Here is a 23,766-nt window from a genome sequence, read left to right as displayed (position 1 = left end):
GGGCCTTTCGACGCTTGTATCAATATTGTTTCAAAGTCTTTATGAGAGACGTTAACAAACCCTTTCCGACCGCGAAAAAGACACCCGCCATGCCGTATTCCGCCGATGCCGCCGAAACGCTCGCCCTGAACGCTCTGACCTGGATGGTCGGACAGGAGGATCTGCTGCCGGTTTTCCTCGGCGCAAGCGGCGCATCCGAACAGGATCTGCGCCAGCGGGCGGGCGAGCCCGAGTTTCTCGGATCGGTTCTGGATTTCCTGATGATGGACGACGCCTGGATCGTCGCCTTTTGCGATTCCCGCTCCGTGTCCTATGACGTTCCGATGCAGGCCCGCGCCGCCTTGCCCGGCGGCGCGCAGATGCACTGGACGTGATGTTGGAACCTTCGGGAAAGGAACCTGTGGTCATGGCGCCTGTTGCGGCCATCCTGTTTGACAAGGACGGAACGCTGTTCGACTTCGCCGCCACCTGGGAAGCCTGGGCGCGGTCCTTCCTGCTCCGGGCGACGGAGCGCGACCAGGATCGTGCGGCCTATGTCGGGCACCAGATCGGGTTCGACATGGCCAGTTCGCGGTTTCAGCCCGACAGCATCGTGATCGCGGGAACGCCGGCCGAGGTGGCGGCGGCGCTCGTGCCGCATCTGACGCATCTGTCCGGCGACAACATTCTTGCCATGTTGAACGAGGAAGCCGAAGCCGCGCCGCAGGCCGAGGCCGTGCCGCTGGCGCCGTTCCTGGATCGCCTGCGCGGCCTGGGGCTGAAACTGGGCGTGGCGACGAACGACGCGGAAGCGCCGGCGCTGGCGCATCTTGGCGCCGCCGGGGTCGTGGACCGGTTCGATTTCCTCGCCGGGTTCGACAGCGGCTATGGCGCCAAACCGTCGCCGGGGCAGCTTATCGCCTTTGCGCGGGCCGTTGGTGTGCATCCGGAAAACGTGGCGATGGTCGGTGACAGCACCCACGATCTGATCGCCGGACGCGCCGCCGGAATGAGGACGGTCGGAGTCCTGACCGGGATGGCCGGACCGGCCGATCTTGGCCCCTATGCGGATGTGATCCTGCCCGACATCGGGCATCTGCCCGCCTGGCTCGGGGTTTGAACGGTCCGGCGGCCTGACATTCGCCGAAATCGACGTCATCGCATGAATTGCGACAGACCCTGTCGCTATCAGAGCGGCGAGTGCCTGCGCCATGTTGCCCAATGCGGTCGGGTCAGCAGGAGAGCGGATCATGCCAGACACGGATACCCGCAAGCGACGCGGCGGCGGGCGCGCCGGGAACGCGGCCCGCCGCGGCGGTGCCGTCATCGAACAGATGCCCTGGAAACCGCCCATCAACAGGGACCGTCCCGTCGAACCGCTGACCGACGAAGGGGTGCTCGCCATTCACAACGGGGCGATGGAAATCCTCGAGGATATCGGCATCGCCATCCTCAATCCGGAAGCGCTGGAGATCTTCCGGCAAGCCGGCTGTTCCATAGACGGAAACGTCGTGCGCTGCGGGCGGGATTTCATCATGGAGATGGTCGGCAAGGCGCCGTCCGAGTTCACCCTGACCCCGCGCAATCCCGAGCGGCAGATCACGGTGGGCGGCAGGACGCTCTTGTTCGGCAACGTGTCATCGCCGCCGAACTACTGGGACATGGAGATCGGCAGGAAGGTTCCGGGCACGCGAGAAATGTGCTGTAACCTGCTGAAATTGACGCAGTATTTCAACTGCATTCATTTCGCCGGCGGCTATCCGGTGGAACCGGTCGATATTCACGCCAGCATCCGCCACCTGGATGTGGTCTATGACAAGCTGACGCTGACCGACAAGGTGATGCATGCCTATTCGCTGGGCAGGGAACGGGTCGAAGACGTGATGGAAATGGTCCGTATCGCGGGCGGACTCACGCATGAGGAATTTGACGCAACCCCCCGGATGTACACGAATATCAACTCGACCTCGCCGCTGAAGCACGACTATCCGATGCTGGACGGCTGGATGCGGATGGCCCGGCGCGGACAGGGTTGCGTGGTGACGCCGTTCACTCTGGCGGGCGCAATGGCTCCGGTGACGATGGCCGGGGCTGTCGCGCAGTCCCTGGCCGAGGGTCTGATCGCCATCGCGCTGGCGCAATATATCAATCCCGGCTGTCCCTGCGTGATCGGCACCTTCACCAGCAATGTCGACATGAAATCCGGGGCACCCGCCTTCGGCACGCCGGAATACATGCGCGCGACGCAGATGACGGGCCAGCTCGCGCGGTTCTACAAGCTGCCGATGCGCTCCTCGGGCGTCTGCGCGGCCAATGTGCCGGACGGTCAGGCGATGTGGGAGACCTCCAACAGCCTGTGGGCGGCGGTGCAATCCGGCACGCACATGGTCTATCATGCCGCCGGATGGCTTGAAGGCGGGCTGATTGCCAGCCCCGAGAAGTTCATCATGGATTGCGAAATCCTGCAGCAGATTCAACGTTACATGGATCCGGAGATCACCGCCACCGGACCCGACGAGATCGCGCTGGACGCGATCCGGGCGGTGGGCAACGACGGGCATTTCTTTGGCATCCAGCACACCCAGGACCGCTATACGACGGCGTTTTACCAGCCCTTCCTGAGCGATTGGAAGAACTATGAGGGCTGGGAGGCCGCCGGCGGCATCTGGACGCCGGAACGGGCGCATCACATGTTCAAGAGCATCATTGCCGATTTCCAGCCGCCGCCGATGGATGAGGCGATCCGCGAGGAACTCGCGGCCTTTGTCGAAAGGCGCAAGCGGGAAGGCGGTGCGCCGACGGATTTCTGACGGGTTTCGCTTCGGGACGCGTCCCGTCAGCGTTTGCGCGTGGTTCCCAGGGACCGAGCGGCTTGCGCGGCGGCGCGCAGTTCATCGGCGATTTCCTCGGCCTCTTCGGGTTCGAAATCCATCGGAATCTCTATGCCCTGCGCTTCGACGAATATGCGCACCATGCCCGAATCGGTCGGCCCGATCTGCATGTTGGCTTCGATGTCGCGTTCGGTGTTGATGCCCATGACAGGTCTCCGTGACTGCGCGACCCTGCTAGCTTGGCGACGGTTGAGAATCAAGCGGCCTTCGGGGCAGGGTGACGCATGTCCGAAGTCACCCTGCGCCCGTTTCTCGCGTCAGACGCCGCCTGGCTGGTGAAGCAGCATCAGACGCTCTACGCGCGCGACGAGGGTTTCGACGAAACCTTCGGGGCTCTGGTCGCCGACATCCTGGCCGAATTCGTGGCGCAGAACGATCCGGCGCGGGAACGCGGATGGATCGCGATGGAGGGCGAACGCCGCATCGGCAGCATCTTTTGCGTCAGGGCCGGACCGCGGACCGCCAAGCTGCGCCTGTTCCTGCTGACGCCCGAGTCGCGGGGCAAGGGGCTGGGCAAGAGGCTGCTGAAGACCTGCATGGCCTTTGCCCGAGCGGCTGGATACGACGACATGCAGCTCTGGACGCATGAAAGCCACCGCGCCGCCTGCGCGCTGTACGCGGCGGCCGGGTGGCGACTGGTGGACAGCCGTCCGGTGCATTCCTTTGGCGTCGATCTGGTGGAACAAAGCTGGCGGATTGACCTTTAAGCCTCTTGCATTCAGAATATGGGTTGTCTACATCGCCCATGCGTGCCGCCTTAGCTCAGTTGGTTAGAGCGCTTGATTGTGGATCAAGAGGTCCCCCGTTCGAGCCGGGGAGGTGGTACCATTCCCCAACCTGGTCTGATCATTCCGTATCCGGCGTGTCGATCGTAACCGTCTGGCGCAGCGCGCCGGTTGCGCGGTCGTAGATCAGGATGCGCCCGTCATTCGTCACGATCGCGTACCAGTCGGGTCCGTATGTCACGGCCGCCGCCGTGACGCCGTTGGGCAGGGCGATGCTCTCGGGCAAGGGCAATGCGGACGGCGCGGGGTCGGACGAGAAACGGATGACAAGCAGCGACACGATCACTAAAAGCCCGACAATCATCACCGCCGTCAGCGTCGTTACGAGCCGGCGCAGAAACCGCAGGTTCGCCGGTTCCGGAACCGGTTCGGAAGGATCAGACATGGTCACGCGCCAGATAGAGTTCACCATCGCGGCGGATCCGCCGCCCCGCCTTGATAAGGCGCTTTCGCGCGATGTGCCAGACGATGCGGCCCTGTCGCGGACCCGCCTAGCGCGATTGATCGCGGACGGGGCGATCCGCGTTGACGGCGAGATCCTGACCGACGCCAAGTCGAGAGTTCCGGAGGGCGCGAAAGTGGTGGTGTCGGTAGAGGACGCAGTCGACAGCCATATCGGGCCCGAGGCCATTCCGCTGGACATCGTGCATGAAGACAGCGACCTGATCGTGATCGACAAACCGGCGGGGATGGTGGTGCATCCGGCCCCCGGAACGCCGGAGGGCACGCTGGTCAACGCGCTGCTGCACCATTGCGGCGGCGATCTGTCCGGTGTCGGCGGCATCCGCCGTCCGGGCATCGTCCATCGGATCGACAAGGATACCAGCGGGTTGCTGGTGGTGGCGAAATCGGATGCGGCGCACCAGGGGCTTGCGGCGCAGTTCGAGGCGCATACGGTCGAACGCTATTACCGCGCCGTCTGTCACGGCGTCCCGGACGCCAGCGATCCACGGCTGCACGGCATCCGCGGCGCGAGTTTCGAGTCCGGAAACATCCTGCGGCTGACGACGCAGCTGGCGCGGCACCGGACCGACCGGCAGAAACAGGCGGTGGTGTTTCAGGGCGGGCGGCATGCGGTGACTCGGGTGCGGATCATCGAACCCTTCGGTGCGCCGCCGGTCGCGGCGCTGGTCGAATGCTGGCTGGAAACCGGGCGCACCCACCAGATACGGGTGCATATGGCCCATGCGGGGCATGGCCTGATCGGCGACCCGGTCTATGGCGGGCGGCGCAAGCTGGCGGCCAGGTCGGTCCCCGAGGCCGCGGTGGAGGCGGCGCGGAGCTTTCCGCGGCAGGCGCTGCACGCCGCAGTGCTGGGGTTCGTCCATCCGGTCACTGGCGAGTCCGTCCGGTTCGAATCCCCCATGCCGGCGGATATCGCCGGTCTGATAGAAACCTTGCGCGGCTGACATGAACAGCACATGCGCGTGAACGCGCCGACATGGGCCTGACTCGGTGCCGTTTCAAGTGCAATATGGGTCCCGAAGGCCTTGAAACGGTCAGATACGCTACCATATCTATGTTAACCCGCTAAACATTGGGAGGGACAAGATGGCCAATTACGCAAATCTGCCGGCACCGACGCCCGAAGGCGGGCTGAATCGCTATATGCAGGAAATCCGCAAATTCCCGCTTCTGGAGCCGGAAGAGGAATACATGCTGGCGAAACGCTGGGTCGAGGAACAGGATACCGAGGCGGCGCACAAGATGGTCACCTCCCACCTGCGCCTCGCGGCGAAGATCGCCATGGGCTATCGCGGCTACGGTCTGCCCCAGGCCGAGGTGATTTCCGAGGCCAACGTCGGGCTGATGCAGGCGGTCAAGCGGTTCGACCCCGAGAAGGGATTTCGTCTGGCCACCTACGCCATGTGGTGGATTCGCGCCAGCATCCAGGAATATATCCTGCGCAGCTGGTCGCTGGTGAAGCTGGGCACGACCTCGGCGCAGAAGAAACTGTTCTTCAACCTGCGCAAGGCCAAGGCCAAGATCGGCGCGCTGGAGGAGGGCGACCTGCACCCGGACAACGTCAGGCAGATCGCCACCGATCTGGGCGTGACCGAGGACGAGGTCATCAGCATGAACCGGCGCATGTCGGGCGGGGACGCGTCCCTGAACGCGACCGTCGGCGCCGAAGGCGAAGGCTCGATGCAGTGGCAGGACTGGCTGGAGGACGAGGACGCCGATCAGGCCGGGGATTACGAGGCGCGCGACGAGATGGAAGCGCGCCGCGAATTGCTGGCGCAGGCGCTGGACGTGCTCAACGACCGCGAAAAGGACATCCTGACCCAGCGCCGCCTGTCGGATCAGCCGGTGACGCTTGAAGACCTGAGCGGCCAGTACAACGTCAGCCGCGAGCGTATCCGGCAGATCGAAGTGCGGGCCTTCGAGAAACTGCAGAAGAAGATGCGGGATCTGGCCCGCGACAAGGGCATGCTGGGGAGCGCGTGACATACGGGGGCGGGGGCTCTGCCCCCGTCGCCTGACGGCGACTCCCCCGGAGTTTTCCTGCAAAGATGAAGCCGGGGCCGGGGAGGCGGACAATGGCGGGTGGATGGACACGCGACGGCGCGGTCAGCGAGCAGATCGAGGCGTCGATATCCGATGAACTGGCGCGGCTGAAGGCGCGGCGGGCGCCGGAGGGCGAGAGCCTGACCCATTGCGCGGAATGCGAGGAGCCGATCCCCGAGGCGCGGCGCAGGGCGATCCCCGGCGTCAAGCTGTGCATCGACTGCATGGCCGAACGCGACAGCGCCTTCCAGGCGCGGGGCGGGATCAATCGCCGGGGCAGCAAGGACAGCCAGTTGAAGTGAGCGCGCCGGGCGGTTGAGGCGGCGGTCGCGGCCTTTGGCATCGCGGCGATGAAACAGGGCCGGGACGGGCTGTGACATGTGCGCAGCTTTCCGTGCATACGCCGTCGTGCAGATCGCCGGGCCGGGCGCGCGGGGCGTGGCGGTGTCAATCCGATTTCGGCGGCGTTCGCCTGTCGCCCCGGAACCGGCGGACCAGGGGTTTCACGTCCAGGGCCGCCACCATGACGCCGAGCGGGATCATCCAGAAGCCGAGCACCGGCAGGAAGCCGACGATGCCGCCGGCGATCAGCAGCAGGCCGAGGACGAGCCGCAGGCCTGGCGGAACCCGGCTGCGGGTCCGCACCAGAAAACGGGCCATGCGCCCGCGCAGGGTGCGGCCGGTTCCGCCGTTCCGCTCCTGCGGCATGGCGGCTAGCTTTCCATGGCTTCCAGTTCGTCGATCAGGCCGGAGATCATGTCGAGCCCCTTGTCCCAGAACTTCGGATCGCTGGCGTCAAGCCCGAAGGGCGCGAGAAGCTCCTTGTGGTGCTTGGAGCCACCGGCCTTGAGCATCTCGAAATACTTGTCCTCGAAGCCCGCGTCGCCTTCGGCATAGACCGAGTAGAGCGCGTTCACCAGCCCGTCGCCGAAGGCGTAGGCATAGACGTAGAAGGGCGAATGCACGAAATGCGGGATATAGGCCCAGAAGGTTTCGTAGCCCTCCATGAACTCGAAGGCCGGGCCGAGGCTTTCGGCCTGCACGCTCATCCAGAGGGCGTTGATGTCATCGGGTGTGAGTTCGCCGCCGCGCCGCGCCGCGTGCAGCTTGCATTCGAAATCGTAGAAGGCGATCTGGCGCACCACGGTGTTGATCATGTCCTCGACCTTGCCGGCGAGCAGCACCTTGCGCTGTTCGGGGGTTTCGGCATTGTCGAGCAGCTTGCGGAAGGTCAGCATTTCACCGAAGACGGAGGCGGTTTCCGCCAGCGTCAGCGGCGTGGAGGAGAGCATTTCGCCCTGGCCCGCCGCAAGCACCTGATGGACGCCGTGACCCAGTTCGTGGGCCAGCGTCATCACGTCGCGCGGTTTGCCGAGATAGTTCAGCATCACGTAGGGGTGCACCTCGGTCACCGTGGGGTGGGCGAAGGCGCCGGGCGCCTTGCCGGGTTTCACGGCGGCGTCGATCCAGCCCCTGGAGAAGAAGGGCGCGGTGATCTCGCCCATGCGGGGGTCAAACGCATTGTAGGCCTCCATCACGGTCGTTTCGGCGCTGGCCCAATCGACGATGCGGGTGTCTTCCATGGGAAGCGGCGCGTTTCGGTCCCAGACCTGCATCTTGTCGAGCCCCAGCCATTTGCGCTTGAGTTCGTAATAGCGGTGGCTGAGTTTGGGATAGGCGGCGACGACGGCTTCACGCAGCGCTTCGACGACCTCGGGCTCCACGTCGTTTGACAGGTGGCGGCCGGTCTGGGGGGTGGGCATGCCGCGCCAGCGGTCGACGATTTCCTTCTCCTTGGCCTGGGTGTTGTGGACGCGGGCGAAGGTCTTGATGTTGTCGGCAAAGACATCGGCCAGTTCGCGGGCCGCCGCCTCGCGGGTGGCGCGGTCCTGTTCGGTCAAGAGGTTCAGCGTGCCCTCGATGTTCAGCGTCTCGCCGTCAACGGTGAATTCCAGCCCGGCGATGGTTTCGTCGAACAGCTTTTCCCAGGCGTCGCCGACGACGCCCAGATCGTGCAGGAATTTCTCGAGCTCGTCGGAGAGCTGGTAGGGTTTCATCGCGCGGATGCGGTCGAACACCGGCTTGTAGCGGGCGAGATCGGCATTGGCGGCGAAATGCGCGTCCAGAACGCCGTCATCCAGCCGGTTCAATTCGAGGGTGAAGAAGACCAGCGGGGTGGTGAAATTGGTGATCTTCTCCTGCATGTCGGAGAGGAACTTGGCCCGGCTCGCATCGGTGGTCTGCTGGTAATAGCGCAGCCCGGCAAAGGACATGATGCGCCCGGCGACGGTGCTGATGCGTTCGTTGCGCAGCACACAGTCCAAGAGCCCGGCGGCGTCGAGTTCCGCAAGCTTGCCCTCGTAGTCGCGGGCGAAATCGGCGCAGGCGGTTTCGAGCCAGTCGAGATCGCGTTTCAGTTCCGGCGCGTCCTCGCCGCTATAGAGATCGCTGAGGTCCCATTCGGGCAGGTTGCCGAGATCCTTGCCGCCACCCGTGGCGTTGGCGTCGAAATTCGGTTTGATCGTCATCGCACATTCCTTTCGCTTTTCATGGCACCTAGTGTGCCGGGTCGGGCAGATGCAAGTGTTCGGGCCGAATGCAGCGAAAAAATCCACAAATCCGGCTTTGATTCGGTATCATCTGCCGGGTGCACCGGGTCGGGCGGCATGTGGCACGGGCTGATTGCGGGTGCGAACAACAGGGGAGAGAATGGCGTGAGTATTGTAAAGAATCCGGTTGTCACCAGTATCGTGGGCGGCGTGATCGGGCTGTTGGCAGGGGTGATGATCGGCAAGGGTTCGGTCGATGGACCTTTGCATGACGCGGTGCAGCGGGCGATGGCGCCGATGACGGAATCCAGCGCCGCGCAAAGCAGCGCGATGGCGGCGCTGTCGGCGCGGATCGAGTCGCTGGAGGCGCAACTGGCCGAGGGCGCTTCGGCCTCGGAGGATCTGGTTGGAACCTTCGGGGCGCAGCTTGCGGAACTGAAGGACAGCATCGGCGGGGCGATTTCGGGCACGGCGTCCGAGCAATCGGAGGCGCTGAAGACGGCGCTGGCGGAGATCTCGACCAAGATCGCGTCGCAGGCGGAGGCGCTGAAGCAGGCGGCGGTGCGGCCCCGGCCGGACAAGGCCGAAAGCGCGGCCGCGCCGGCGCCCGCCGCCGATCCGGTGGCGATGCCGGCAGCCGGTCCGACGCTGGGCGCGGGGCAGACGGCATTGTTCGCGGACGGCGCGGTGCGGGCCTTTGTCCGCCGCGTGACGGCGGAGGGCGCGGTTCTGTCGATCAACGGCGCGTCCTCGGAGATCGGCGCGGGCGAGTCGGTGGTGGTGCGCCATGACGGCGGGACCTGCCGGGTCGGCGTGGCGCAGGTGTCGGGCGCAGGGGTGGCGTTGTCTTCGGATTGCGACGGCGGTGCCGCGCCGGAAGACGGGGTTTCGGCAACACCGGGCCAGACGGTGATGCTGGCCGATGGCGCGCTGCGGGCCTTCGTGTCGGGCGTGGTCGGCGGCGATGCCCGGCTGTCGATCAACGGCGTGGGGACACAGGTGCTCGCGGTCGGTGAAAGCGCCGAGACGGAGGTGGACGGCAGGACCTGTTCCGTCACCGTGACCGGCATTCGCGGCGGGACCGTCGGATTGACCGGCCGCTGCGACTGACGCGGCGCGGGACGGCGCGGTCTAACCGCAGGCGGCCAGCATTCGCCTGAGATCGTCGAGCGTGTTGGCCTCGGACGCGGGCTTGTCCCGCCGCCAGCGCGCCATGCGGGGAAAGCGCAGCGCGACGCCGGACTTGTGGCGCGGGCTTTCGTGGATGCCTTCGAAGGCGATTTCGAAGACATGGTGCGGCGTGACCTGCCGCACCGGGCCGAAACGCTGCTGCGTGTTCCGGCGCACCCAGGCGCTGATCTCGCGGAATTCGGCGTCGGTGAGGCCGGAATAGGCCTTGGCGAAGGGCATGAGGTCGTCGCCGTCCCAGACCGCGAAGGTGAAGTCGGTGAAGAGATTGGCGCGCCGCCCGTGGCCGGACTGCGCATAGATCATCACCGCGTCGATCGTCCGCGGATCGAGCTTCCATTTCCACCAGTCGCCCTTGCGGCGGCCGTCGAGATAGGGGCTATCCCTGTGTTTCAGCATCACGCCTTCGGCATGGGCGGCGCGCGCGCCGGCGCGGACGCGGGCGAGACCGTCCCAGGAGTCAAAGGCGATGCAGGGCGACAGGCGCAGATTGCGGTCGTCCGGCATATCGGCAAGGGCGGCGCGCAGCCGGTCCCGCCGGGTGGCGTGGGGCAGGCCGCGCTGATCTTCGCCGCCCCATTCCAGCAGGTCGTAGGCCATGAAGATCACCGGCGCGTCGCGCAGGAGACTGCGGGGAACCGTCTTGCGCCCGATCCGTTTCTGCAAGGCGTTGAACCCCATCGGGGCGTGGTTTTCCCAGGCCAGGAGTTCGCCGTCCAGCACCGTGCCATCGGGCAGGGCGTCCACGGCGCGGGCCAGTTCCGGGAAACGGTCGGTCATCAGTTCCTCGCCGCGCGACCAGACGAAATGCTGGCGGTTGCGGACGATCAACTGGCCCCGGATTCCGTCCCATTTCCATTCGGCGGTCCAGTCCTGCGGGCGTCCGAGCGTGTCGGCGTCCCGGTCCAGCGCGTAGGACAGGTAGAAGGGATAGGGGCGGGAGGCATCGGCTTGCGGGTCGGCGGCCAGGACCAGGGTTTCGAAATCGACGGTGTCGGGCGTCCAGTCGCCCATCAGCCGGTGCGCGAGGTCCGACGGATCCTGCCCGGTCGCCTCCGCGAGGGCGCGGGTCATCAGCTTCTGGCTGATCCCGATGCGGAACCCGCCGGTGATCAGCTTGTTGAACAGAAACCGTTCGGTGCTGTCGAGCCGGTCCCAGGCCGCCAGAACCCGCGCCTTGCGGGTCTCCTCCGGCAGGTTCGGCAGGTCCTTGAGGTAAGCGATCCAGTGGCTCAGGCCGTGATCGCTGCCGCCGGAGGCCGGCGGCAGGATCAGCGCGATGGTTTCGGCCAGATCCCCGACCACCGGATAGCTTTCTTCCAAGAGCCAGAGAGGCAGCCCCGCGTGATCCGCCGCCCATTCCCTAAGCTGGCGCGTGGTGACGGCGCGTTTCGGGCGGCGGCCCGAGAAGAGGGCGATGGTCCAGAGCCGGTCCTGCATCGGGGCCTCGCGGAAATAACCCGCCAGGGCCGCGACCTTGACCGAGGTGCGCGTCGACTGGTCGATCCGGGCGAAGAGGGCGGCGAAAGCCTTCATGCCGCATTCCCGCTTTCGGAATCCTCGCCGTTGAATTCCGTCGGAACGATCCGGGCGTTATATCCGCTCTCGGTCAACCATCGCGTGAAGATTTCCGTGTAACCATGTGTTGCGTAAATGTTTTCCGCTCCGATTTCCCGGATCGTCTCGTTCAACCCGCTCCAGTCCGCATGATCGGACATCACGAACCCCCGGTCCACGGACCTGCGCCGCCGCACACCGCGCATCTGCATCCAGCCGCTGGCGAATCCGGTCGAGAGCGGACCGAAACGCCGCGCCCAGGACCCGGACAGCGCCGCTGGTGGCACCAGCAGCAGGGCGCCCGGATGATCGCGCAGGTGTGTGTCCGGCGTCAGCGCCACGGTGTCGGGCAGGGCGAGCCCCTGCGCCCGCAGGACCTGGTTGGTCGCCTCGATGGCGCCATGGGTGAGGACGGGGCCGATGCCGCGATCCAACAGGGCGAGCAGGCGTTGCGCCTTGCCAAGGCTATAGGCCCCCAGAACCGGCGTCAGGCCCTCGGCGATGCAGGTGTGCCACCAGCCGTTGATCCGCTTTGCCGTCTCGGACTGGCGCGGCCAGCGGAAGACCGGCAGGCCGAATGTGCTTTCGGTGATGAAGCTGTGGCAGGCGACCGGTTCGAAAGGCTCGCAGAACCCGTCGTTCTCGGTCTTGTAGTCGCCGGAAACCACCCAGATTTCGCCGCCCAGTTCGACCCGGATCTGGGCCGATCCGGGCACATGGCCGGCCGGGTGAAAGGATACGGTGGCCTGACCGATGCGGCGCGTTTCCCCGTAGCCGACCGTATCCAGGTCGATCCGGCCAAGCCGGTGGCGCAGGACCGGCGCGGCGGCGGCCGTGGCCAGGTAGCGCCGGTGCCCCGGCCGCGCGTGATCCGCGTGGCCATGGGTGATCAGCGCCCGGTCCACCGGCCGCCACGGGTCGATGAAGAAGTCGCCGGCAGGGCAGTAGATGCCCTTTTCGGTGAATGTCAGGACAGGGGAACGCGCCATGCAGGCGATCATAGCGCGCAAACCGCGCCAGGCCAGTTCGCGCCGCTGTCAGCCGGTCAGGCCGAGATGACCCGGTCCGGGGCGGCTCCGGAGGCGAACAGCGCGTCCATCTGGTCGAAGATCCGGGACCGGATCTGCGGCCGTTCCATCAGCACCTCGTGGCGCGCGCCCTCGACCACGACGAGCCTGCCCCTGGGCCAGACCGCCATCCTGCGCCGGACCGAATCGCAGTCGATGATGGATTCGCCGGCGCCCAGGAAGGTCAGGCACGGCAGGTCCGGCGAGGCGCGCGAGGCCAGATTCCGGCACTCCATCAGGCTTTCGCGCAACCAGATCAGCGTCGGACCGCCGATGCCGAGTTCCGGGCGGGCCGCCATGTGGTCCTGCATCAGCCTGTAGGCGTCGGGATCCGTGGTCAGCGCGTTGTCCGCGAAGCCCTGCGCGGTCACGTAGCCTTCGTAGCGGGTGGTTGGCGGCAGGCGGTTGCCCAAGCCCATCATCGGCGCCACATGCGACAGGGCCCAACCGAAGGGCTTGACCGCCGGGGACATGTAGATGCCCCACATCGGTCCGGTGAAGACGCAGCTTTGCAGCGGCAGGCCATCCATCGCGGCCCGCAACCCGATGCCGCCGCCCATGGAATGGCCGATCATGTGGAAGGGTTCGGGAAGATCGGCCGCCCTGGCGACGTCGAGCATCGCCGCTACGTCCTTCTGGTAGTCGGTGAAGGCATCGACATGGCCCAGCCGGGTGTCCTCCAGCAACCGGTCGGCCAGTCCCTGGCCGCGCCAGTCGATCACCACCGTCGCAAATCCGCGCCCGGTCAGTTCGTCTGCGAGCCCGCCGTATTTCTCGATATATTCGGTCCGGCCAGGAAACATCAGGACCGTTCCGCGCGGCGCCCCGGCGGGACGCCAGAGCGCGACACGGAGGCGCACCCCATCCGAAGCGGTCGCCCAATAGGCCACCCCTCCGGACGGGACGCCAGCCAAGTCATCGAACAGCGGGGCCGGCGTCAGCGCCATCAGGCGAGAACCGCCGCCAGTTTCATCGCCATGCCCATGTCGCCGTCCACGGTCAGCTTGCCGCTCATGAACGCGCTGGTCGGGTTCATGTCGCCGTCGAAGATCGACTTGAAGGTGTCGGCATCCGCGCTCAGCGTGACGTCCGCCGCGTCGTCCGACACGCGCGCGCCCGAGGCGTCCATCACGATGGAGCCTTCGCCCGCCACGTCGAATTTGGCGGTGCCGTCGAAATCGGCGGCGGCCAGCTTGGTGTTCAGTTCGGCGGCTGCCTGTTCAAGAAATTCGCTCATGTTCACTCTCGTTGCTGTTTGACGCGCTCGTGTCTGGAAATCGGTGCGCGCTGCGTTACACTGCATGGCGATATGAGCGTAAAACAGACCCTTTTCCAACGTATCGTGGCGGCAACCTGCGCCATAGTCATGTATTCCATACCTTTGAGCGCCCAGAATGGCGACCTGGAGGACGAATCCGCCCTGTTGTCAGCGCTTGCCTCCGCCGATGCCGCGCAGGCGAAGGGGCTGGACAGGCAGTTGCAGCGGCTCTGGTCCAAAAGCGGATCGGCGTCGATGGACCTGTTGCTGGAACGGGGGCGGGATGCGCTGAAGTCCGAGGATTTCGCCGCCGCGATCGACCATCTGACCGCTCTCACCGATCATGCGCCCGAATTCGCCGAAGGCTGGAACGCGCGCGCCTCGGCCTATTTCCATTCCGAACTCTATGGTCCGGCGCTGGCCGATCTGGAACGCGCCCTGGCGCTCAACCCGAACAACTACACCGCGATTTTCGGGCTGGGCACGATTCTGGAGACCTTCGGCGACAACGCCCGCGCCTATGACGCCTATGCGCGGGCCAAGGCTATACATCCCCACTTCGAGGACGTAACCAAGGCCATGGACCGGCTGCGGTCCGAGATCGAGGGCCAGTCGCTTTAGGCCCGAACCGGGCAGGGGGCAAAGGTGACAGCGTCATCACGGGTGGCGGCGGTTCTGGGGCCGACCAACACAGGAAAGACTCACTATGCTATCGAACGGATGCTGGGCCATCGCACCGGCGTCATCGGTCTGCCGCTGCGTCTTCTGGCCCGCGAGGTCTATGATCGCATCGTCTCGGTCCGCGGCCCGTCGGTCGTGGCGCTGGTCACGGGCGAGGAACGCATCGTGCCGCCGCGCACGCAATACTGGGTCTGCACGGTCGAGGCGATGCCCGAGGGGATGGGCTGCGATTTTCTCGCCGTGGACGAGATCCAGCTCTGCGCCGATCCGGAACGCGGCCATGTGTTCACCGACCGGCTTCTGCGGTCGCGCGGGCAGCATGAGACCCTGTTCCTGGGAAGCGACACGATGCGCGGCCCGATCGCGGCGCTGGTGCCCGAGGCGCAGTTCCTGCGGCGGGAGCGGATGTCGCAGCTGGTCTACAGCGGCGCGAAAAAGATCAGCCGGATGCCCGCCCGCAGTGCCATCGTCGGGTTTTCGGTGGACAATGTCTATGCCATAGCCGAACTGATCCGCCGCCAGAAGGGCGGCGCGGCGGTGGTGATGGGGGCGCTGAGCCCGCGCACCCGCAACGCGCAGGTGGATCTCTACCAGAACGGCGACGTGGATTACCTGGTGGCGACTGACGCCATCGGCATGGGGCTGAACCTAGACATCGACCACGTGGCGTTTTCCGCCCTGACGAAATTCGACGGTCGCCGGATGCGTCCGCTCGCGCCCAACGAACTGGCGCAGATCGCCGGGCGGGCCGGGCGCGGCATGGCGAGCGGCACCTTCGGCGTCACCGGAGAGGCGCGTCCGCTGGACGACGGGGTCGCGCAGGCGATCATGGATCACCGGTTCACGCCGCTGAAGAAGCTGAACTGGCGCAGCGCGGCGTTGCAGTTCGGCAGCATCGACGCGCTGATCCGGAGCCTGGAGGTCGCGCCGGACAGCGAACACCTCGTCAAGGCGCGCGAGGCCGACGACCTGGGGGCGCTGAAATCGCTGGCGCAGGTGGACGAGGTCTTTGCCAGGGCGTCGGATGCCGCTTCGGTGCGGCTGCTCTGGGATGTGTGCCGGATCCCCGATTTCCGCGGCATCAGCCAGGCTGAACATGCCGGCCTGCTTGAAGTCATCTTCGGCCATCTGCACGAAACCGGCCATGTGCCCGACGACTGGCTGGCGCGGCAGATCAAACGGATTGACCGCCCCGACGGAGACATAGATACGCTGAGCAAGCGGCTGGCCTATATCCGCACCTGGACATATGTCGCTCAGCGCAGGGGCTGGACCCGTGACGAAAGCCATTGGCGCGGGCAGACCCGCGCTGTAGAAGACAGGGTGTCGGACGCGCTGCACGAACGTCTGACCCAGAGATTTGTGGACCGGCGCACATCCGTGCTCCTGCGCCGGCTCAAGCAGAAGGAGGCCCTTTTGGCCGAAGTGAATGACAAGGGTGAAGTGACCGTCGAGGGCGAATTCGTCGGGCGGTTGGAAGGATTCCGGTTTTCCGCCGACAAGTCGGCCGCGGCCGGGGCGGAGGAAAAGGCCGTCAAGGCGGCGTCCCTGCAGGCGCTTGCGCCGCATTTCCATCTGCGCGCAGACCGATTCTACAATGCGCCCGATACCGAAATCGACTATACCGAACAGGGCGGGTTGATGTGGGGCGAACATGCGGTCGGCAAGCTCGTCGCCGGGGCCGAGCCACTGAAACCGCTGGTCGAGGTTTTCGTCGACGACGCGGCGGGCCCGGACGTGGAGCAGAAAGTGCAGCGCCGGTTGCAGCATTTCATCGACCGCAAGGTCGCCGCGCTGTTCGAACCGCTGCTGGCCCTGCAACGGGACGAGGCGCTGTCGGGGCTGGCGCGCGGATTCGCCTTCCGCATGGTCGAAGCCATGGGCATCCTGCCACGCGCGGACATCGCGCAGGAGGTCAAGGATCTCGATCAGGACGCCCGGGGCGCGCTGCGCAAGCATGGCATCCGCTTCGGGCAGTTCACCGTCTTCATGCCGCTGTTGCTGAAACCGGCGCCGACGCGGTTGCGGCTGGTGCTGTGGTCGCTTGCCAAAGGCTTGCAGGAATTTCCCGAGGCACCGCCGCCGGGGCTGGTCACGGTGCCGACGGTCAAGGACGCGCCCGAGGGCTATCACACCATGTGCGGTTATCGCGCCGCCGGAGAGCGCGCGGTGCGGATCGACATGCTGGAACGGCTGGCCGATCTGCTGCGGGCCGAGGACAGCCGGGGCGGGTTCGAGGCCAGGCCCGACATGCTGTCGATCACCGGCACGACGCTCGAGCAGTTCGCGGATCTGATGCAGGGGCTGGGCTACAAGGGCGAGCGCGGCGAACGGGTCAAGATCAAACCCGCGCCCGCAGCGGCGAAAGCGGCACCGGAGTCGGGGGAATCCGCGCCTGAAACGGTCGCGGACGCGTCCGGACCGGAGGCGAATACCGCCCCCGCCGAAGCGGAGACGCAGCCGGATGCCGAAAGCCCGACCGGGACCGGGGCCGAAGACCGCGCCGAAGCCGCCGAAACGGAAACCGGCGCGCCGGCCGGCATCGACACGGATGCGCCGGAGATGGAAGTGTTCTACACCTTCACATGGGGCCAGCGCCCGCAGGGCGGACGCGGCAAGGGGCAGCCGCGCAGCGGCGGCAAGCCGCAGGGCAAGGGCAAGCCGCGGGCCAAGGGCAGCCCGAGGCGTGACGGTAAGCGCGAGCCGGGCCGCGACCAGGGGGCGAAATCCTTTTCCGCCCGCCCGCCGAGGCCGGAAAAGAAGATCGATCCCGACAACCCCTTTGCCGCCGCGCTGATGGGACTGAAAGACAAGACCTGACGGTGGCGGAACAGTCCGCGGACAAGCTGAGGCTGGACAAGTGGCTTTGGCATGCCCGGTTCTTCAAGACCCGGACCCAGGCGGCGCGCCTGGTCAGCGGCGGGCACGTCCGGGTGAACGGCGCCCGCGTCGGGAAACCGGCCCATGCCGTGACCATGGGCGATGTTCTGACCTTTGCCCAGGCGCGGCGGATCCGCGTGGTGCAGGTTCAGGCTCTGGGAACGCGGCGCGGACCCGCGTCCGAGGCGCAGGCCCTGTTCACCGATCTCGCGCCCGTCGCGGACTCCGGACCTGCGCCCGAAAGGGTGGGCGCGCGGCCGACGAAAAAGGACCGGCGGGCGCTGGAGTCGCTGCGGGCGGACGGTCCGTCCGATCCGGACTGACCGTAGCCGCCTATTCCGAAGCCGCCGGTCTAGGCCGCTACCTCCTTCAACCCCAGGATTTGCCGTGCCTCGGCCCAGGTCGCCACGGGGCGTTCGTTTTTGTCACAGATCTCAGCCACGCGCCGTACCAGCGCCGCGTTCGATGGAGCGAGCGTATCGCGGTCCAGGCGCACGTTGTCCTCGAGCCCGGTGCGGGCGTGGCCGCCGCTCGCCACGGCCCATTCGTTCAGGGTCAGCTGTTGCGCGCCGATGCCGGCGGCGCACCAGGGCGCGTCCGGCCCGAACAGGCGGCGGACCGTGCGGATGTAGAAGTCGAAGACCTCGCGGTCGACCGGCATCGCGTTCTTCACGCCCATGACGAACTGCACATAGGGGGTGTCCTTGATCCGCCCGTCGGCATGCATCTTCGCCGCCTGGAAGATGTGGCTGAGGTCGAAGGCCTCGATCTCGGGTTTCACATCATACGCCTTCATCTCGGACGCCAGCCAGTCCACCAGGTCCGGCGGATTCTCGTAGACCCGCGTCGGGAAGTTGTTGGAGCCGACCGAGAGCGAGGCCATGTCCGGGCGCAGCGGCAGCATCCCGCCCCGCGTCTGCCCGGCGCCCGACCGCCCGCCGGTCGAGAACTGCACGATCATGCCGGGGCAGTGCTTGTCCAGCCCGTCCTTCAGCCGGGCGAACTTTTCCGGATCCGAGGAGGGCGTCCCGTCACCGTTGCGCACATGGGCGTGCACGATGGAGGCGCCGGCCTCGAAGGCTTCCTGGGTGCTCTCGACCTGCTCGGCGACGGTGATCGGCACCGCCGGGTTGTTCGCCTTGGTGGGCAGGGAGCCGGTGATCGCGACGCAGATGATGCAGGGCTTTTGCTTGGGATCAGACATCGAAGAACACTGTTTCATCTTCGCCTTGCAGGCGGACGTCAAAGCGGTAGACGGGCATGCCATCCCGTTCCGTACGTTCTGCGATCAGCGTGCCGCGCCGGTTTTCCCATTCAATGAGGTTCAGCACCGGATCGGCGGCGTTCGCCTCCGCTTCGTCGGAGAAATACATCCGCGTGTTGAGCCCGATATTGATCCCGCGGGCGACGATCCACAGGTTCAGATGCGGTGCTTGCGTGCCGACATTGCGGCCCCGGGTCGCGCCGGGCTTGACCGTGTCAAAGCCCCATTCGCCGGTGTCGAAATCCGAAATGACCCGACCCCAGCCACGGAAACCCTCTTCGACCTCGCCGCCGCCTTCGGGATGCGCATAGTGGCCATCGGCATTGGCTTGCCAGACTTCCAGCAGTACATCCTTGATGGGTGCGCCCATGCCGTCGATGATGCGGCCTTCGACGCGAATGCGTTCGCCTTTGGCGTTGGGGCCGGTCATGTCGCGACCCAACTCCTGGCGATAGATTTCAAAGCCTGCGGCGCCGGGGGCCAACCCGATATGAACGTAGGGTCCGGCCGTCTGCGACGCGGATTCTTTCAGATATGCGAGTTCCTGAGGCATTGGTCAGTTTCCTTCCAGACGGTTCTCGAAAAGCGTCGAGCGACGCCCGCGCAGCACGATGTCGAACTTGTAGGCAATGCTGTCGAGCGGGATGGTTGCGTTCAGATCGAGCTTGGCGGTCAGCTGCTCGATGGCACCCTGATCGGGAATTGTCTGCACGATCGGGCAGATCGGGATCAGTGGATCGCCTTCGAAATAGCATTGCGTGATCAGCCGTTGCGCGAAGCCCGTACCAAAGACAGAGACGTGGATATGCGCGGGCCGCCAATTGTTGACCATGTTGCGCCAGGGGTAGGCGCCTGGTTTGACGGTGCGGAAGTAGAAATAGCCGTTCTCATCTGTCAGCGTCCGGCCGCAGCCGCCGAAGTTCGGGTCTATCGGCGCGAGATAGGTGTCCTTCTTGTGCCGATACCGCCCGCCCGCGTTGGCCTGCCAGATCTCGACAAGCGTCTTCGGAACAGGCCGCGCGTTCTCGTCCAGCACCCGCCCGTGCAGGATGATCCGCTCGCCGATCGGGCTTTCGCCGGCCTTGGCGTAGTTGGTCAGCAGGTCATTGTCGCCCGCGTCGATGTCACTATGGCCGAAGCGGGGACCGGTTATCTCGGAAACCGAGTTTTGCAGCGAGATCATCGAATAACGCGGGCTGCGCGCGACGGATGTCTTGTATCCGGGCGTAAAGGCCGGAGGCTGAATGCTCCGGTCTCGCTGATAGAACTCTCCGGGCTGGGTCATCTGTTCTCCTCCATTTCGGCGTATGTTTGTTTGGCAAGTTTGATTGCATGATTGGCCTTGGGCACGCCGGCGTAGATCGCCACGTGCAGCAGAGCCTGCATCACGTCATTCTTGGTCGCGCCCGTATTGGCGGTGGCGCGGATGTGCATCGGGATCTCCTCGAAATTCCCGGTCGCGGCGAGCAGTGCCAGCGTCAGCATGGATCGTTCGCGCCTTGAGATGCTGTCATCGGCCCAGACCGTGCCCCAGGCGCCCTCGGTGATCAGCGCCTGGAAGGGCAGGTCGAAGTCGGTCTTGGCGGCCTCCGCCCGGTCCACATGCGAATCCCCCAGAACCGAACGCCGAACAGACATCCCAGAAGCGTAACGGCTGGTCATGACGATTCTCCTTTTCCGTTTTCGAATACGCGCGCGGTCGCCGCGTCAGGGCCGGTGGCGCGCATCAGTAGGGGAGTCCCACGTAGTTCTCGGCCATCGCCTTCTGCGCGGCCTTGTTGGATCGCAGGAATTCCAGGTCGGCGACCTGCATCTTGAGGTCGAATTCCGACTGGTCGGGATAGCGGTGCATCATCGACGAGAACCACCAGCTGAAGCGTTCGGCCTTCCAGATGCGGCTCAGCGCCTTGCCGGAATAGCTGTCGATCCCGTCGGTGCTGCCGCTGGCATAGTAGCTGCGCAGCCCTTCATAGAGGTAATGCACGTCCGAGGCGGCGGTGTTCAGGCCCTTGGCGCCGGTGGGCGGCACGATATGGGCGGCGTCGCCGCAGAGGAACAGCCGGCCCCAGCGCATGGGTTCGGTCACGAAGGATCGCAGCGGGGCGATGGATTTCTCGATGCTCGGCCCGGTGACGAGCTTGTCTGCCTGGTCGGCGGGAATGCGGCGGCGAAGTTCCTGCCAGAACGCGTCGTCCGTCCAGTCCTCGGGCTTGTCGCTGAGCGAGCATTGAATGTAGTAGCGGCTGAGATTGTCGTTGCGCATCGAACAGAGCGCGAAGCCGCGTTCGGAATTGGCGTAGATCAGTTCGTGGTTGACCGGCGGCGTTTCGGACAGGATGCCGAGCCAGCCGAAGGGATAGACCTTTTCGTATTCCCGGCGCACATCCAGCGGGATCGTCTGCCGGCTGACCCCGTGAAAGCCGTCGCAGCCGGCGACGAAATCGCAGTCGATCCGCCGCTGTTTGCCGTCCACGGCATAGGTGACATGCGGGGTGTCGGAATCCGCGTCGTGGATCACCACGTTATCGACGTTGAATTCGATCTGTCCGCCGGCTTTCTCGCGCGCGTCGTAAAGATCGCGGGTCACTTCGGTCTGGCCGTAGACGATCACGGGGGTTCCGGTGTGTTCCTCGAAATCGAGCCGGAACATCTCGCCGCCGTAGGAAATCAGCGTGCCGGAATGGACGAAACCTTCGGCGTGCAGCCGGTCCGCGCATCCGGCTTCTTCCAGCAGTCTGACGAAGCCCTGTTCCAGAACGCCGGCGCGGATTCGCCCCAGAACATAGTCCTTGGTCTTGCGTTCCAGCACGATGCTGTCGATCCCACGGGTGTGCAGCAATTGCGACAGGAGCAATCCCGAAGGTCCGCCGCCGATGATCGCGATTTGGGTTTTCATCCCGTTCTCCTCCACGTGATGATTGATATTCGCATGTTGCAAGCGACAAGAAAAATGAACAATAAGGCAAAATACTTTCTGTTTTGGGTAAGTAAATGGATCGACGGATCAAGTTCCGGCATCTCGATGCCTTCAGCGCGATCGCGCGGGCGCGCAGCCTGAAACGCGCGTCCGAACAGCTGAACCTGACGCAGCCGGCGATTTCCAAGACGCTCAGGGAACTGGAAGAGATCGTGGGTGCCGTGCTGATGGAGCGCAGCCGCTCCGGCGTCGCGCTGACCCCGGAAGGAGAGGTGTTCCTGCAATTCGCGGAACAGAGCACGGCGGCGCTGCGGCATGGGCTGCGCAGCGTTCGGGCGACAAGCGGCGCGGGGGCGAGCCTGAAGATCGGCGCGCTGCCCAGCGTCGTGTCCCACCTGCTGCCGCGCATGGTCCCGGCTTTCGCCGCCCGCAACCCGGATACGCTGATCGAGATCCACGAAGGGCCGCATCACGACCTGACGACGCGGCTGCGCGCGGGCCGGCTCGACATGGTCGTGGGGCGGTTGGGGCGGCCGGAGTCGATGCAGGGGCTGTCGTTTCGTCAGCTTTACAGCGAAGAGGTCGCGGTGGTGACGGCGCGGGGCGGACCGGCGGCTTCCGTCCGCAGGCTCGGCGACCTGGAAGCGTTCCGCGTGCTCTATCCGCCGAAGGATTCGGCGATCCGGCCGCTGGTGGCGCGGCTCCTGATCTCGCAGGGCATTCCGCTGTTCGCCAACCGGATCGAATCCGCATCGCCGGCCTTTGGCCGCACGGTCACGCTTGGCGATCCGGGAACGGTCTGGTTCATCAGCCTCGGCGTCGTCGCCGGCGATATCGCCGGCGGGCTGCTGGTCCGGCTCGACCTCGACATGGCTGCCACCGCCGGAGCGGTCGGGATCATGACCCGCGCCGAAGAGGTGCCCTCCGCCGCCTCCCGCGCCTTTGCCCGCGCCCTGGTGCAGGCCGCCGCGGACCCCGGCGCGACGCCCGCGTGACCGGGCGGATCAGTTGAGGACGCGCGCCGCGATGCGCGTGCCATCCGTCAGCCCCGACGACGGGTAGAGAACGACCCGGTCGCCTTCGCTGAGACCGCTGACGACCTGCGCTTCGGTGCCGTTGTTGGGGCCGATCTCGATCTCGCGGAGCCGGGCCACCCCGTCGTTCGCGACGAAGACCGCCCAGGAGGTGCGGTTTCGGAACAGCGCGCTGGCGGGGACGATCAGGGTATCCTCGGCGTCCCAGACGACGATCCGGGCCTCGACCCGGAACCCGTGGCCGAGCCCGGCATAGTCTTCGGGCGGGCTGGAAATGGCGATGACCGTATTCACCCGCTGTTCCTCGACGCCCAGGGCCGAGAACTGGGTGACGCCGAAGGGTTCGACACGGGTGACTTCGCCGTCGAGATCGCGCGGGCCGCCCCAGTCGGTGATGATCACCGGATCGCCGGGGGCGACCTGCACCGCGTCCGTGGACAGCAGTTCGGCGACGATTTCGAGATCGTTGGCGATATTGCCGATTTCCATGATCGGCGCGCCGGCGGGCAAGGCCGTTTCGCTTTGCTGGATCACCCGGAGAATGCGCCCGTCCGCAGGCGCGTAGAGCGGGATGTCATTGGCGCCGTTGCCCATGGCTGCCGCCAGCTTCTTGTCGTCGAAACCGATCAGCTGCGCCTGCGCATTGGCGATCTCGGCCTCGCGCATGGCGATCGCGGCTTCGGCGGTGTCGACGCTGGCCTGGGCCACCCGCGCCGCCTGGCGGGCGCGGTCCAGCGCGGCGCTGGTGGAAAACCCGCGCGCGACCAGTTCTTCCGTCCGGTTGAGTTCGGTATCCGCGCCGTCGCGGTTGGCGATGGCGGCATTCAGGTCGGCGCGCGCCACCCGCAGGGCCGCGGTTGCGGCGGCGACCGCGGCCAGCGCCTGTTCGCGGGTGCGCACGTCCAGCGCGGCGGGATTGGTGGGATGCATATGCGCGACGACTGTCTTGCCGCGTTCCACCGGGTCGCCCGGTTCGACGCCGACGCGCTGCAACTGTCCGGCGACGGGGGTCGAAACGACATAGGCGTCCCGCACCTGCGTGCGGCCTTCTTCGTCGATGGTCAGGCGCATGGCGCCGCGCGTGACCTCGCCCATGTCGACCATCGACGGCTTGGGCCAGAACGCGGCGGCGAGCGCCCCGGCAACCAGCAGCAGGGCGCCGGCGGTCAGAACGATCCGGGATCTTTTTCTCGCTTTGACCATTCCGG

Annotated in this window: 26 protein-coding genes and 1 tRNA gene; 13 read left to right on the top strand and 14 right to left on the bottom strand. The window is 65.9% G+C overall.

Going from position 1 to position 23,766, the window contains the following annotated elements; all coding sequences use genetic code 11:
• The first annotated feature begins 89 nt into the window (after positions 1-89).
• The 3 genes from QO034_RS12130 (at position 90) to QO034_RS12120 (ending at position 2,789) form a co-directional block, all read left to right on the top strand.
• The gene (locus QO034_RS12130; protein WP_284485801.1) at positions 90-374 is read left to right on the top strand and encodes a DUF3572 domain-containing protein; all 285 of its coding nucleotides are present in this window, start codon (positions 90-92) and stop codon (positions 372-374) included.
• A gap of 32 nt (positions 375-406) precedes the next feature.
• Positions 407-1,099 (top strand): HAD family hydrolase, encoded by a 693-nt coding sequence (locus QO034_RS12125; RefSeq protein WP_284485800.1) that lies wholly within the window; start codon positions 407-409, stop codon positions 1,097-1,099.
• A gap of 130 nt (positions 1,100-1,229) precedes the next feature.
• Entirely contained in the window at positions 1,230-2,789 is a 1,560-nt protein-coding gene (locus QO034_RS12120) for a trimethylamine methyltransferase family protein (protein ID WP_284485799.1), read from the top strand.
• A 26-nt stretch (positions 2,790-2,815) separates the two neighbouring features.
• On the opposite strand, the gene QO034_RS12115 is transcribed toward QO034_RS12120, so the two are convergent.
• The gene (locus QO034_RS12115) at positions 2,816-3,016 is read right to left on the bottom strand and encodes a DUF6324 family protein (RefSeq protein WP_284485798.1); all 201 of its coding nucleotides are present in this window, start codon (positions 3,014-3,016) and stop codon (positions 2,816-2,818) included.
• A 78-nt stretch (positions 3,017-3,094) separates the two neighbouring features.
• Between QO034_RS12115 and QO034_RS12110 the strand changes: the two genes are divergently transcribed.
• Both QO034_RS12110 and QO034_RS12105 read left to right on the top strand, forming a co-directional pair.
• Positions 3,095-3,577 carry a GNAT family N-acetyltransferase gene (locus tag QO034_RS12110; protein ID WP_284485797.1) on the top strand — a complete coding sequence of 161 codons (483 nt, stop codon included), beginning with the start codon at positions 3,095-3,097 and terminating at the stop codon, positions 3,575-3,577.
• Positions 3,578-3,621: 44 nt separating this feature from the next.
• Positions 3,622-3,698, top strand: a tRNA-His gene (locus tag QO034_RS12105).
• Positions 3,699-3,716: 18 nt separating this feature from the next.
• On the opposite strand, the gene QO034_RS12100 is transcribed toward QO034_RS12105, so the two are convergent.
• Positions 3,717-4,040, bottom strand: a complete 324-nt coding sequence (locus QO034_RS12100; RefSeq protein WP_284485796.1) for a DUF6476 family protein — start codon at positions 4,038-4,040, stop codon at positions 3,717-3,719.
• Here QO034_RS12100 and QO034_RS12095 point away from each other — a divergent pair.
• From QO034_RS12095 to QO034_RS12085, 3 genes are all read left to right on the top strand, one after another.
• Entirely contained in the window at positions 4,039-5,064 is a 1,026-nt protein-coding gene (locus QO034_RS12095) for an RluA family pseudouridine synthase (protein WP_284485795.1), read from the top strand. The two genes, QO034_RS12100 and QO034_RS12095, sit on opposite strands and share 2 nt — an antisense overlap.
• 142 nt (positions 5,065-5,206) lie before the next feature.
• Positions 5,207-6,103: an RNA polymerase sigma factor RpoH gene (rpoH, locus tag QO034_RS12090; RefSeq protein ID WP_284485794.1), complete on the top strand. Its 897-nt coding sequence runs from the start codon at positions 5,207-5,209 to the stop codon at positions 6,101-6,103.
• 92 nt (positions 6,104-6,195) lie between these two features.
• Complete coding sequence (locus tag QO034_RS12085) at positions 6,196-6,465, top strand: DksA/TraR family C4-type zinc finger protein (protein ID WP_284485793.1); 270 nt, start codon at positions 6,196-6,198, stop codon at positions 6,463-6,465.
• A gap of 145 nt (positions 6,466-6,610) precedes the next feature.
• Here QO034_RS12085 and QO034_RS12080 read toward each other — a convergent pair whose 3' ends face one another.
• Positions 6,611-6,871, bottom strand: a complete 261-nt coding sequence (locus QO034_RS12080) for a hypothetical protein (protein WP_284485792.1) — start codon at positions 6,869-6,871, stop codon at positions 6,611-6,613.
• A gap of 5 nt (positions 6,872-6,876) precedes the next feature.
• Entirely contained in the window at positions 6,877-8,691 is a 1,815-nt protein-coding gene (locus tag QO034_RS12075) for a M3 family oligoendopeptidase (protein ID WP_284485791.1), read from the bottom strand.
• Between the two features lie 186 nt (positions 8,692-8,877).
• On the opposite strand from QO034_RS12075, the gene QO034_RS12070 reads away from it, so the two are divergent.
• Positions 8,878-9,822 carry a hypothetical protein gene (locus QO034_RS12070; protein ID WP_284485790.1) on the top strand — a complete coding sequence of 315 codons (945 nt, stop codon included), beginning with the start codon at positions 8,878-8,880 and terminating at the stop codon, positions 9,820-9,822.
• 21 nt (positions 9,823-9,843) lie between these two features.
• Here the strand turns inward: QO034_RS12070 and QO034_RS12065 are convergent, their stop codons facing one another.
• The 4 genes from QO034_RS12065 to QO034_RS12050 are packed head-to-tail and all read right to left on the bottom strand — an operon-like array spanning position 9,844 to position 13,761.
• On the bottom strand, positions 9,844-11,436 hold the full coding sequence (locus QO034_RS12065; protein ID WP_284485789.1) for an ATP-dependent DNA ligase: 1,593 nt from the start codon (positions 11,434-11,436) through the stop codon (positions 9,844-9,846).
• Entirely contained in the window at positions 11,433-12,446 is a 1,014-nt protein-coding gene (locus QO034_RS12060; RefSeq protein ID WP_284485788.1) for a ligase-associated DNA damage response exonuclease, read from the bottom strand. Before QO034_RS12060 ends, QO034_RS12065 begins: the two co-directional genes overlap by 4 nt.
• Positions 12,447-12,502: 56 nt before the next feature.
• Positions 12,503-13,471, bottom strand: coding sequence for an alpha/beta hydrolase (locus QO034_RS12055; protein ID WP_284485787.1), 969 nt, complete (start codon positions 13,469-13,471; stop codon positions 12,503-12,505).
• Positions 13,471-13,761, bottom strand: a complete 291-nt coding sequence (locus QO034_RS12050; protein WP_284485786.1) for an SCP2 sterol-binding domain-containing protein — start codon at positions 13,759-13,761, stop codon at positions 13,471-13,473. Before QO034_RS12050 ends, QO034_RS12055 begins: the two co-directional genes overlap by 1 nt.
• Positions 13,762-13,833: 72 nt before the next feature.
• On the opposite strand from QO034_RS12050, the gene QO034_RS12045 reads away from it, so the two are divergent.
• The 3 genes from QO034_RS12045 to QO034_RS12035 are packed head-to-tail and all read left to right on the top strand — an operon-like array spanning position 13,834 to position 17,666.
• Positions 13,834-14,403, top strand: a complete 570-nt coding sequence (locus tag QO034_RS12045; protein WP_284485785.1) for a tetratricopeptide repeat protein — start codon at positions 13,834-13,836, stop codon at positions 14,401-14,403.
• Positions 14,404-14,427: 24 nt separating this feature from the next.
• Positions 14,428-17,283: a helicase-related protein gene (locus QO034_RS12040; protein WP_284485784.1), complete on the top strand. Its 2,856-nt coding sequence runs from the start codon at positions 14,428-14,430 to the stop codon at positions 17,281-17,283.
• Between the two features lie 2 nt (positions 17,284-17,285).
• Positions 17,286-17,666 (top strand): RNA-binding S4 domain-containing protein, encoded by a 381-nt coding sequence (locus QO034_RS12035; protein WP_284485783.1) that lies wholly within the window; start codon positions 17,286-17,288, stop codon positions 17,664-17,666.
• Positions 17,667-17,695: 29 nt separating this feature from the next.
• On the opposite strand, the gene QO034_RS12030 is transcribed toward QO034_RS12035, so the two are convergent.
• From QO034_RS12030 to pobA, 5 genes are all read right to left on the bottom strand, one after another.
• Positions 17,696-18,547, bottom strand: a complete 852-nt coding sequence (locus tag QO034_RS12030) for a BKACE family enzyme (protein ID WP_284485782.1) — start codon at positions 18,545-18,547, stop codon at positions 17,696-17,698.
• A complete protein-coding gene (pcaG, locus tag QO034_RS12025; RefSeq protein WP_284485781.1) occupies positions 18,540-19,160 on the bottom strand; it encodes a protocatechuate 3,4-dioxygenase subunit alpha in 621 nt (206 codons plus the stop codon). The genes QO034_RS12030 and pcaG overlap by 8 nt, the downstream gene beginning before the upstream one ends.
• 3 nt (positions 19,161-19,163) lie before the next feature.
• Positions 19,164-19,892 carry a protocatechuate 3,4-dioxygenase subunit beta gene (gene pcaH, locus QO034_RS12020; RefSeq protein WP_284485780.1) on the bottom strand — a complete coding sequence of 243 codons (729 nt, stop codon included), beginning with the start codon at positions 19,890-19,892 and terminating at the stop codon, positions 19,164-19,166.
• On the bottom strand, positions 19,889-20,269 hold the full coding sequence (gene pcaC, locus QO034_RS12015) for a 4-carboxymuconolactone decarboxylase (RefSeq protein ID WP_284485779.1): 381 nt from the start codon (positions 20,267-20,269) through the stop codon (positions 19,889-19,891). Before pcaC ends, pcaH begins: the two co-directional genes overlap by 4 nt.
• Positions 20,270-20,333: 64 nt before the next feature.
• Positions 20,334-21,503 carry a 4-hydroxybenzoate 3-monooxygenase gene (gene pobA, locus QO034_RS12010; RefSeq protein ID WP_284485778.1) on the bottom strand — a complete coding sequence of 390 codons (1,170 nt, stop codon included), beginning with the start codon at positions 21,501-21,503 and terminating at the stop codon, positions 20,334-20,336.
• Between the two features lie 95 nt (positions 21,504-21,598).
• Here pobA and pcaQ point away from each other — a divergent pair, with 95 nt between their 5' ends.
• Entirely contained in the window at positions 21,599-22,519 is a 921-nt protein-coding gene (pcaQ, locus tag QO034_RS12005; RefSeq protein WP_284485777.1) for a pca operon transcription factor PcaQ, read from the top strand.
• A gap of 9 nt (positions 22,520-22,528) precedes the next feature.
• Here the strand turns inward: pcaQ and QO034_RS12000 are convergent, their stop codons facing one another.
• On the bottom strand, positions 22,529-23,761 hold the full coding sequence (locus QO034_RS12000) for an efflux RND transporter periplasmic adaptor subunit (RefSeq protein ID WP_284485776.1): 1,233 nt from the start codon (positions 23,759-23,761) through the stop codon (positions 22,529-22,531).
• Positions 23,762-23,766 lie beyond the last annotated feature (5 nt).

The sequence above is a fragment of the Sedimentitalea xiamensis genome (genome assembly GCF_030164465.1).
Taxonomy (GTDB): Bacteria; Pseudomonadota; Alphaproteobacteria; order Rhodobacterales; family Rhodobacteraceae; genus Sedimentitalea; species Sedimentitalea xiamensis.
This window is presented reverse-complemented; position numbering and strand designations above follow the sequence as displayed.